The organism is Parahaliea mediterranea, from assembly GCF_017255185.1.
In the GTDB taxonomy this organism is placed as follows: Bacteria; Pseudomonadota; Gammaproteobacteria; order Pseudomonadales; family Halieaceae; genus JAFKCZ01.
The window spans coordinates 81,638-91,663 of sequence record NZ_JAFKCZ010000019.1 but is presented as its reverse complement, the minus strand read 5'-3'; the positions used below and the strand labels follow the sequence as shown (position 1 = coordinate 91,663).

The 10,026-nt window shown below is 63.6% G+C and carries 8 protein-coding genes; 7 read left to right on the top strand and 1 reads right to left on the bottom strand.

Annotated elements, in window-relative coordinates:
• Positions 1-150 (top strand): IS3 family transposase (locus tag JYP50_RS19955; protein ID WP_206562333.1); only part of this gene is annotated, 150 nt, incomplete at its 5' end.
• Positions 151-854: 704 nt separating this feature from the next.
• Here the strand turns inward: JYP50_RS19955 and gltA are convergent.
• Entirely contained in the window at positions 855-2,144 is a 1,290-nt protein-coding gene (gltA, locus tag JYP50_RS19950; RefSeq protein WP_206562326.1) for a citrate synthase, read from the bottom strand.
• A gap of 347 nt (positions 2,145-2,491) precedes the next feature.
• Between gltA and sdhC the strand changes: the two genes are divergently transcribed.
• The 6 genes from sdhC (at position 2,492) to odhB (ending at position 10,004) form a co-directional block, all read left to right on the top strand.
• Positions 2,492-2,866: a succinate dehydrogenase, cytochrome b556 subunit gene (gene sdhC / locus JYP50_RS19945; RefSeq protein ID WP_206562325.1), complete on the top strand. Its 375-nt coding sequence runs from the start codon at positions 2,492-2,494 to the stop codon at positions 2,864-2,866.
• Complete coding sequence (gene sdhD, locus JYP50_RS19940; RefSeq protein WP_206562324.1) at positions 2,860-3,222, top strand: succinate dehydrogenase, hydrophobic membrane anchor protein; 363 nt, start codon at positions 2,860-2,862, stop codon at positions 3,220-3,222. Before sdhC ends, sdhD begins: the two co-directional genes overlap by 7 nt.
• A gap of 3 nt (positions 3,223-3,225) precedes the next feature.
• A complete protein-coding gene (sdhA, locus tag JYP50_RS19935) occupies positions 3,226-4,998 on the top strand; it encodes a succinate dehydrogenase flavoprotein subunit (protein WP_206562323.1) in 1,773 nt (590 codons plus the stop codon).
• Positions 4,999-5,010: 12 nt separating this feature from the next.
• Positions 5,011-5,715: a succinate dehydrogenase iron-sulfur subunit gene (locus JYP50_RS19930; protein ID WP_206562322.1), complete on the top strand. Its 705-nt coding sequence runs from the start codon at positions 5,011-5,013 to the stop codon at positions 5,713-5,715.
• A 203-nt stretch (positions 5,716-5,918) separates the two neighbouring features.
• Positions 5,919-8,756, top strand: coding sequence for a 2-oxoglutarate dehydrogenase E1 component (locus JYP50_RS19925; RefSeq protein WP_431311307.1), 2,838 nt, complete (start codon positions 5,919-5,921; stop codon positions 8,754-8,756).
• A 24-nt stretch (positions 8,757-8,780) separates the two neighbouring features.
• On the top strand, positions 8,781-10,004 hold the full coding sequence (gene odhB / locus JYP50_RS19920; RefSeq protein WP_206562320.1) for a 2-oxoglutarate dehydrogenase complex dihydrolipoyllysine-residue succinyltransferase: 1,224 nt from the start codon (positions 8,781-8,783) through the stop codon (positions 10,002-10,004).
• Positions 10,005-10,026: the final 22 nt, after the last annotated feature.

Genomic DNA, 10,026 nt, shown 5'->3' with positions numbered 1-10,026 from the left:
AAGCATTATCAAACCCGCGCCGATGCACAGCAGGACATACTGGACTACATTGCGATGTTCTATAACAGCCAACGGCTGCATTCGTACCTGGGTTACACCAGTCCCAGCCAGTACGAAGCAGCTATGGTGGAAACGAAGAAAGCAGCTTAACTGGGTTGTCACAAATTAGTTGACCACTCCAGCGCGAGCACCGCATCGGCTTAGTGGCAACGCGACCGCGACCACCTCCAGCGGACTACCGAGGTTACGAAGCCCTAAAGCCATGCCCGGCAATCAGGCCATTCGAAGTTAGGAGCAACTCGCCACCCAAGAAGCAAAGAGGCAGGCGCGCCGCATGCTCCCCGGAGCGGAACAAAAGAGGCTCCACCTGCCGGGGCACGCCGCAGCGGCCGCGGGCCGCCTCCCTGAAAGAAGACAACAACAATAGTTTGGGTCTTGTGCCGCATACTCCCCGGAGCGGAACAAAAGAGACACCGCCTGCCGGGGCGCGACGCAGCGGCCGCGGGCCGCCTCCCTGAAAGAAGCCAACAACAATAGTTTGGGTCTTGTGCCGCATACTCCCCGGAGCGGAGCAAAAGAGGCTCCACCTGCAGGGGCACGACGCAGCGGCCGCGAGCCGCCTCCCCGGAAGATGATAACAACATAGCCTTGTCTTGTGCCGCAAACTCCCCGGAGCGGAACAAAAGAGGCACCGCCTGCCGGGGCGCGACGCGGCGGTCGTGGGCCGCCCCATAAAGGAAGGCGCCAACACCATGGTCTGGGCTCTTATGCCGCCGCAATGTTCTCCGGCACAAACAAAAAAGCCGCGCCTAAAGGCGCGGCCTTTCCGTGGGGCGGGGCCCCGCGGCGGGTGGTTAACGCTTGTCCAGCGCCACGTAATCGCGCTGCGCGTGGCCGGTGTAGAGCTGGCGCGGGCGGCCGATGCGGTAGCTGCCGCTGATCATCTCGTGCCAGTGGGCGATCCAGCCCACGGTGCGGCCCACCGCGAAGATCACGGTGAACATGCTAGTGGGAATGCCGATGGCCTTGAGGATAATGCCGGAGTAGAAGTCCACATTCGGGTAGAGCTTCTTCTCGACAAAGTAGGGGTCTTCCAGGGCGATCTTCTCCAGCTCCTTGGCGATCGCCAGCAGCGGATCGTTCTCGATGCCCAGTTCCGCCAGTACCTCGTCGGCGGCTTCCTTCATCACCTTGGCCCGCGGGTCGAAGTTCTTGTAGACGCGGTGGCCGAAGCCCATCAGGCGGAAGGGGTCGTTCTTGTCCTTGGCGCGGGCCACGAACTCGTCGATGCGGGACACATCGCCGATCTCCTCCAGCATCTCCAGCACCGCCTCGTTGGCGCCGCCGTGGGAGGGGCCCCACAGTGCGGCGATGCCCGCGGCGATACAGGCGAAGGGGTTGGCGCCGGAGGAGCCCGCCAGGCGCACCGTGGAGGTGGAGGCGTTCTGCTCGTGGTCGGCGTGCAGCAGGAAGATACGGTCCATGGCCTTGGCCAGGGTCGGGCTGATATTGCTCGGCTCGCAGGGATTGCCGAACATCATGTGCAGGAAGTTCTCCGCGTAACCCATTGAATTGTCGGGGTACATGAAGGGCTGGCCGATGGAGAACTTGTAGCTCATCGCGGCCAGGGTCGGCATCTTGGCGATCAGGCGGAAAGCCGCTACCTGGCGGTGGTGCTCGTCGGAGATGTCCAGGGAGTCGTGGTAGAAGGCGGACAGGGCGCCGACCACTCCACACATAATGGCCATCGGGTGGGCGTCGCGGCGGAAGCCGTTGAAAAAGGTGCGGATCTGCTCGTGAACCATGGTGTGGTTCTTCACCGTGTTCACGAACTTGTCATATTGCTCTTTGCTGGGCAGTTCGCCGTAGAGGAGGAGGTAGCAGGTTTCGAGGTAGTCGGATTGTTCGGCGAGCTGGTCGATGGGGTAGCCGCGGTGCAGAAGTACGCCCTTGCCGCCGTCGATGTAGGTAATTTGCGACTCGCATGCGGCGGTGGAGACGAAGCCCGGGTCGTAGGTGAACATACCCTTGCCGGTCAGGCCGCCGACGTCCACGACGTCCGGGCCCATGGTGCCCGAATAAATCGGCAGCTCGATGCTTTCGTCGATGCCCTCGACGTTCAAAGTCGCTTTTTTGTCACTCATGAAAAGTCCTGCGAAGAAGTGTTTCGGTGGGGTGCCCAACTATAGAGTTTCGTCAGCTTTTGTCAATTGATCGGAGTGGATTTACCCCTATATGAACAGGTACTTCGCTGATATTCAGTAATCCGGTTTGCCGACGTTCGCCGACGTTCGCGCGGGAGGTGGGCGCCCCGGCGGTCCGCGGTTTGCGCATCTCCCCTCATATATTACGCGTTTGTAATCGTGGCTCCGAGTCCTTATAATTTCGCGCGTTTTTGCTTTGGTCGTCCGCGCGAGCGGACAGCACAACGCCCGGCTCTGCCGGCCCTATAACCGCCGTCTGGCGTCACAACAACGATGGTACCCACATTGTGAAAGACAAGCGTCCCGTTAACCTGGACATCGGTACCATGCGGCTCCCCATTACCGCATGGGCGTCCATTACCCACCGCGCCTCGGGCGTATTCATTTTCGTCGGCATGGCCGTCTTCCTCTGGGCGCTGGATGCCAGCCTTCGCAGCCCCGAGAGCTATGCCTCGCTACAGGAGTGCCTGACCAGCCCGTTGGCCAAGTTCGTGATCTGGGCGGTGCTGGCCGGGGTGATCTACCACTCGCTGGCGGGTGTCAAGCACCTGATCATGGATTTCGGGATTGGCGAGAGCATGCCCGGCGGTGTCCTCGGGGCGCGCCTGGTCATCGGTCTTTCCGCGGTATTGATTGTTCTTGCGGGGGTTTGGATATGGTAACTGCAGTCACCAGTTTCGGCCGTTCGGGTCTCTCCGACTGGCTGGTTCAGCGGGTCAGTGGCGTTATTCTGCTGGCTTACTTCCTTTTCATGGGCTACGCGGTGGCGACCGGTGGTGACTACGCCAGTTGGAAGGCGCTGTTCGCCCAGACCTGGGTGAAGGTGTTCAGCCTGATGGCGTTGTTGTCCCTGGCGGCCCACGCCTGGATCGGCCTGTGGTCCGTGCTCACCGACTACCTGACCGAACGCCTGATGGGAACCACTGGCAATGTGCTGCGTATCACCCTGCAGATCCTTATTGTCCTTGTTCTTTTTGTTTACGTGGTCTGGGGTGTCCAGATTCTTTGGGGCTATTGAGTTATGTCGAACATGCGTACGATTTCATTTGATGGCGTGATTGTCGGGGGCGGCGGCGCCGGCATGCGCGCCGCGCTGCAACTGGCCCAGTCCGGCTACAAGACGGCGGTGATCTCCAAGGTGTTTCCCACCCGTTCCCACACCGTCTCCGCCCAGGGCGGCATCACTTGCGCCATTGCCAGTTCCGATCCCAACGACGACTGGCGCTGGCACATGTACGACACCGTCAAGGGCTCCGACTACATCGGTGACCAGGACGCCATTGAGTACATGTGCAGCGTGGGCCCCGAGGCAGTGTTCGAGCTGGAGCACATGGGCCTGCCCTTTTCGCGTACCGAGGAGGGCCGCATCTACCAGCGCCCCTTCGGCGGCCAGTCCAAGAACTTCGGCGAGGGCGGCCAGGCCGCCCGCACCTGCGCCGCGGCGGACCGCACCGGCCACGCCCTGCTGCACACCCTCTACCAGGGCAACATGAAGAACAACACCGTGTTCTTCAATGAGTGGTACGCCACCGACATCGTCAAGAACCAGGACGGCGCGGTGGTCGGCGTGATCGCGATCAGCATGGAGACGGGCGAGACCGTCTACGTGAAGTCCAAGGCCACGGTGTTCGCCACCGGCGGCGCGGGGCGCATCTACGCCTCCACCACCAACGCCCACATCAACACCGGCGACGGCGTGGGCATGGCCCTGCGCGCGGGCTTCCCGGTGCAGGATATCGAGATGTGGCAGTTCCACCCCACCGGTATCCACGGTGCCGGCGTACTGGTGACCGAGGGTTGCCGGGGCGAGGGTGGCTACCTGATCAACAAGGACGGCGAGCGTTTCATGGAGCGCTACGCCCCCAACGCCAAGGACCTGGCCAGCCGCGACGTGGTGGCCCGCTCCATGGTGCTGGAAATCCTCGAGGGGCGCGGCTGCGGCCCCGACGGCGATCACGTGTACCTCAAGCTGGACCACCTGGGCGAGGAGGTGCTGCACAGCCGCCTGCCCGGGATCTGCGAGCTGTCCGAGACTTTCGCCCACGCCAACCCGGTGAAAGAGCCGGTGCCGGTGGTGCCCACCTGTCACTACATGATGGGCGGTATCCCCACCAATGTGCACGGCCAGGCCCTGACCGTGGACGCCAATGGCAACGACGCGATCATTCCCGGCCTCTACGCCTGCGGCGAAGTGGCTTGCGTGTCGGTGCATGGCGCCAACCGCCTGGGCGGCAACTCGCTGCTGGATTTGGTGGTGTTCGGTCGCGCTTCCGGCCTGCACATCGAGAAGGCCCTGCGCGAGGGGATCGAGCTGCGCGACGCCTCCGAGACCGATATCGACGAGGCCATGAGCCGTCTCAACAAGCTGAACAACTCCACCGGCGGCGAGCGTGTCGCCGACCTGCGCAAGGAACTGCAGGGTGTGATGCAGAATCACTTCGGGGTGTTCCGCAACGAGAAGTTCATGCAGGAGGGCATCCAGAAGCTGTCCGACCTGCGCGGCCGGATCGAGAACGCGGCCCTGGAGGACAAGAGCCAGGCCTTCAACACCGCCCGTATCGAGGCCCTGGAACTGCACAACCTGTTCGAGGTGGCCGAGGCAACCGCCATCACCGCCGAGGAACGCAAGGAATCCCGCGGCGCGCACGCCCGTGATGACTACCAGGAGCGCGACGACGAGAACTGGCTGTGCCACTCCATGTATTTCCCGGGCGAGAAGCGGGTGGGCAAGCGCGGGGTGAATTTCACGCCGAAAACCGTGGACACCTTCCAGCCCAAGGCGCGTACCTATTAAGAGGCCTCACAGATGTTGAAAGTCAGTATCTACCGCTATAATCCCGAGACCGACGACAAGCCCTACATGCAGGACTTCGAGTTCGACACCCAGGGCAAGGACCTGATGGTGCTCGACGTTCTGGAGCAGCTGAAGGGGCAGGACACCACCATCGCCTTCCGCCGCTCCTGTCGCGAGGGCGTGTGCGGCTCCGACGGCCTGAACATGAACGGCAAGAACGGCCTGGCCTGCATCACCCCGCTGTCCGAGACGGTGAAGAACAACCAGCTGGTGATTCGTCCGCTGCCCGGCCTGCCGGTGATCCGCGACCTGGTGGTCGACATGGGTATGTTTTACGCCCAGTACGAGAAGGTCGAGCCCTACCTGCAAAACGACAATCCGCCCCCGGCCATTGAGCGTTTGCAGTCGCCGGAGGACCGCGCCAAGCTGGACGGCCTGTACGAGTGCATCCTGTGCGCCTGCTGCTCCACCAGCTGCCCGTCCTTCTGGTGGAATCCGGACCGCTTCATCGGTCCCGCGGGCCTGCTGCAGTCCTACCGCTTCCTCGCCGACAGCCGCGATACCGCCACCGAGGCGCGGCTGGCGAAACTGGACGACCCGTTCAGCGTATTTCGCTGTCACGGCATCCAGAACTGTGTCAACGTATGTCCCAAGGGGCTCAACCCCACCCGGGCCATCGGACATATTCGCAACATGTTGCTGACACATGCAACTTAATCTCAATAATGTGCACTAACGTATTGTTATTGCACAGAATTGTTTGATTTGGCCTGCCGCTTCACGTAAGCGGCAGGTCTGTATATACAGAACCTGGACACGGCTTCGGCGCCGTTTGCGTAGCACTGCTAGAATCAGCTGTACGCCGCCGGGCAGCCGGTCACCGTAACCTTGCCGGAAGGGCCACAATGCAAGAAAGCGCCATGGAGCTCCTGAGGCGGAGCTCGCATATCGCAGGTGGTAACGCCACCTACGTAGAGGACTTGTACGAGTCCTATCTCACCGACCCCAACGCCGTGCCCGAGCAGTGGCGCAATTATTTCGATACCCTGCCGCGGGTCGAGTCCAAGAACGCGCTCATCCAGGACGTGCCGCACTCCACCATCCGCGACCAGTTCGCGCGTATCTCCAAGATGCGGGTGCGCACCGAGGCCACCGTGGCCCACGATTCGCAGGCCACCGAATACGAGCGCAAGCAGGTCAAGGTGGTGCAGCTGATCTCCGCCTATCGCCAGCGCGGCCACCAGAAGTCCTCCCTCGACCCCCTCAGCCTGCACATGCGCGAGCCGGTGCCGGACCTGGAGCTGGGCTTCCACCAGCTGTCTGCCGCCGACCTCGACACGGTGTTCCAGACCGGCAGCCTGTACATCGGCAAGGCCGACGCCAGCCTGGGCGAGATCGTCGAGGCCCTGGAAACAACCTACTGCCACACCATCGGCGCCGAGTTCATGCACATCGTCAACACCGATGAGCGCCACTGGGTGATGCAGCGCATGGAGTCGGTACGCTCGGCGCCGGTGCTCGGCGACGACGTGCGCAAGACCCTGCTGCGCCGCCTGATCAAGGCCGAGGGACTGGAGAAATCGCTGGGTTCCAAGTACCCCGGCACCAAGCGCTTTGGTCTCGAGGGCGGCGAGAGCCTGATCCCGATGCTGTCGGAGATGATCCAGCGCCTGGGGTCCTACGGCGCCCAGGAAATCGTGATCGGCATGGCTCACCGGGGCCGCCTGAACGTGCTGATCAATATCTTCGGCAAGAAGCCCGACGAACTGTTCGCCGAGTTCGAGGGGCGCGTGACCTACCAGAGCTCGGGTGACGTGAAGTACCACCAGGGCTTCTCGTCCAACGTGATGACCCCCGGCGGCGAAGTGCACCTGGCGCTGGCTTTCAACCCCTCCCACCTGGAGATCGTATCGCCGGTGGTGGAGGGTTCGGTGCGCGCCCGCCAGGACCGCCGCGACGACCCCCTTGGCGACAAGGTGGTGCCCATCGTGATCCACGGCGACGCCGCCTTCGCGGGGCAGGGCGTGGTGATGGAAACCTTCCAGATGTCCCAGACCCGGGCCTACAAGACCGGCGGCACCGTGCACATCGTGCTCAACAACCAGGTGGGCTTTACCACCAGCGAGCGCGAGGACTCCCGCTCCACCGAGTACTGCACCGATGTGGCCAAGATGGTGCAGGCGCCGATTTTCCACGTCAACGCCGACGATCCCGAGGCGGTGCTGTTCGTGACCCAGATGGCGGTGGATTTCCGCAACGAGTTCAAGAAAGACGTGGTGATCGACCTGGTCTGCTACCGTCGCCGCGGCCACAACGAGGCCGACGAGCCCTCGGTGACCCAGCCGTTGATGTACCAGCAGATCCGCAAGCAGAAGTCCACCCGCGATCTCTACGCCGAGCGCCTGGTGGCCCAGGGCGTGATCAGCGAGGAGGAAGACAAGCGGTTGATGGACGGTTACCGCGAATCGCTGGATCGCGGCGTGCCGCTGGTCAGCAGCCTGGTTTCCGAGCCCGACAAGAGCATGTTCGTGGATTGGAGCCCCTACCTGGGGCACGAGTGGACCCTGCACGCCGATACCGGCATGGACCTGCAGGAATTGCAGGCCCTGGCCCACGACACCAACGTGGTGCCGGACGGTTTCCCGGTGCAGCGCCAGGTCACCAAGATTCTCGAGGACCGGCGCAAAATGGGCGCCGGCGCCACGGCCCTGAACTGGGGCGCCGCGGAAACCCTGGCCTATGCGTCCCTGCTGAAGGACGGCTACCCGGTGCGTCTGACCGGCCAGGACGTGGGGCGGGGGACCTTTTCCCACCGCCACGCGGTGCTGCACAACCAGAAGGACGAGAGCCTCTACATACCGCTGCAGCATATCAGCCCGGAGCAGGCGGATTTCACCATCCACGACTCGCTGCTGTCCGAGGAGGCCGTGCTGGCCTTCGAGTATGGCTACGCCACCACCTCGCCCACGGGGCTGGTGATCTGGGAGGCCCAGTTCGGCGACTTCGCCAACGGCGCCCAGGTGGTGATCGACCAGTTCATCACCTCCGGCGAGCACAAGTGGGCGCGCCTGTGTGGCTTGACCATGCTGCTGCCCCACGGCTACGAGGGGCAGGGCCCCGAGCACTCGTCGGCGCGCCTGGAACGCTTTATGCAGCTGTGCGCCGAGCACAATATCCAGGTCTGCGTGCCGACCACGCCGGCACAGGTGTTCCACATGCTGCGTCGCCAGGCAATCCGCCCCCTGCGCAAGCCGCTGGTGGTGATGTCGCCCAAGAGCCTGTTGCGGCACAAGGAGGCGGTATCCTCCCTGGAAGACCTGGCCCAGGGGCATTTCCACAACGTGATGGACGAGACCGACGATCTCGACAAGTCGCGGGTGAAGCGCATCATCCTGTGTTCGGGCAAGGTGTTCTACGATCTGCGCGCGGCCCGTCGCGAGCGCGGTATCGAGGATATCGCCATCGTCCGCCTGGAGCAGCTCTATCCCTTCCCCGAGGCGGAGTTGCTGCAGATCCTCAGCGCCTACACCGGCCTGGAGGACGCCGTGTGGTGCCAGGAAGAGCCCATGAACCAGGGCGCCTGGTACGCCAGCCAGCACCACATGCGGCGCGTCATCCACGCCCACCGCAGCAGCGTCTACCTGCGCTACGTGGGGCGCGACCCCTCGGCGGCACCGGCCGCCGGCTATATGGCCCTGCATCTCGAACAGCAGGAACGGTTTATCAATGAAGCCCTGGGGCCGGCGCCCCAGGCATAGTGATCGCACTGACAAGGAAGCGAAATGGCAATTGAAATCAAGGCACCCTCCTTCCCCGAATCCGTCGCCGACGGCGAGATTGCCGTTTGGCACAAGCAGGAGGGCGAGTCGGTCGCGCGCGACGAGTTGATCGCCGAGGTTGAGACCGACAAGGTCGTTATGGAAGTGCTGGCCCCCGACGACGGGGTCCTGGTCAAGATTCACGCCGCCGAGGGCGATACCGTCGAGAGCGAGCAGCTGCTGGCGACCCTGGATGCGGCGGCCACGGCCACGGCCAGCGCCCCCGCGGCCGGCGACTCCGCGGGCAAAGCCGCCGCGGAACCCGCGCCGGCCGTCGACAGCGAGGCCGTGATGGGCCCCGCGGCGCGCCAGCTGGTGGAGGAGCACAAGCTCGATGCCACCAAGATCGAAGGCACCGGCAAGGGCGGCCGAATCACCAAGGAAGACGTGCTCAAGCACTTGAAAGAGGCGCCGAAGCCATCTGCGCCTAAGCCAGCCGCGGCGAAGCCGGCGGCGCCGGCGGCCGCCGAAGGGCCCTCCGGCGAGCGCGTGGAAAAACGCGTGCCCATGACCCGCATGCGCGCCCGCATCGCCGAGCGCCTGCTCGACGCCAGCCAGCAGACCGCCATGCTGACCACCTTCAACGAGGTGAACATGGCGCCGGTGATGGAGCTGCGCCGCAAGTACAAGGACCAGTTCGAGAAGACCCACAACGGCACCCGCCTGGGCTTCATGGGCTTCTTCGTCAAGGCCTGCTGCGAGGCCCTCAAGCGCTTCCCCGAGGTCAACGCCTCGATCGACGGCAGCGACGTGGTCTATCATGGCTACCAGGACATCGGCGTGGCGGTGTCCACCACCAATGGCCTGGTGGTGCCGGTACTGCGGGACGCGGACTTCATGAGCCTGGCCGACGTGGAAGCGGCGATTCGCGACCTGGGTCTCAAGGCGCGGGACAACAAGCTCTCCATCGAGGATATGACAGGCGGCACCTTCACCGTGACCAACGGCGGCGTGTTCGGCTCGCTGATGTCCACGCCGATCCTCAATCCGCCGCAAACCGGCATTCTCGGCATGCACAAGATCCAGGAGCGCCCGATGGCGGTCAATGGCGAGGTCAAGATCCTGCCCATGATGTACCTGGCCCTGTCCTACGATCACCGGCTGATCGACGGCAAGACCGCGGTGCAGTTCCTGGTGGCGGTGAAGGACCTGATCGAGGACCCCGCGCGCATCCTGCTGCAGCTGTAACGCGTGCTGCAACGCGCATTGC

What these genes read in the sequence shown, in the direction of transcription:
- gltA (WP_206562326.1), bottom strand. Translation starts at nt 2,144, where the DNA reads ATGAGTGACAAAAAAGCGACTTTGAACGTCGAGGGCATCGACGAAAGC.
- JYP50_RS19925 (WP_431311307.1), top strand. Translation starts at nt 5,919, where the DNA reads ATGGAGCTCCTGAGGCGGAGCTCGCATATCGCAGGTGGTAACGCCACC.
- sdhD (WP_206562324.1), top strand. Translation starts at nt 2,860, where the DNA reads ATGGTAACTGCAGTCACCAGTTTCGGCCGTTCGGGTCTCTCCGACTGG.
- odhB (WP_206562320.1), top strand. Translation starts at nt 8,781, where the DNA reads ATGGCAATTGAAATCAAGGCACCCTCCTTCCCCGAATCCGTCGCCGAC.
- sdhA (WP_206562323.1), top strand. Translation starts at nt 3,226, where the DNA reads ATGTCGAACATGCGTACGATTTCATTTGATGGCGTGATTGTCGGGGGC.
- JYP50_RS19930 (WP_206562322.1), top strand. Translation starts at nt 5,011, where the DNA reads ATGTTGAAAGTCAGTATCTACCGCTATAATCCCGAGACCGACGACAAG.